At 42.1% G+C, this 290-nt stretch carries 1 rRNA gene; it reads left to right on the top strand.

What is annotated here, in order from left to right:
- Window positions 1-185 precede the first annotated feature (185 nt).
- Window positions 186-290, top strand: a 5S ribosomal RNA gene (gene rrf, locus AC0C45_RS30165); the annotation flags it as partial.

Below are 290 nucleotides of genomic sequence, written 5' to 3' on the forward strand. Positions count from 1 at the left end.
CAGGTTGATAGGTCAGAGGTGGAAGCGTGGCGACATGTGTAGCTGACTGATACTAATCGATCGAGGACTTAACCAAACTTTAAAAGCGTAAGCTTTACTCAGCAAACTGTTATCTAGTTTTGAGAGAACAAAACTTTTCGAAAAAAGTCTTGCTTTCTTTTGAAAATCATGTATAATATAATATGTCTGGTGGCGATAGCGAAGAGGTCACACCCGTTCCCATACCGAACACGGAAGTTAAGCTCTTTAGCGCCAATGGTAGTTGGGACTTTGTCCCTGTGAGAGTAGGA

The sequence above is a fragment of the Priestia sp. VA7 genome, from assembly GCF_055710015.1.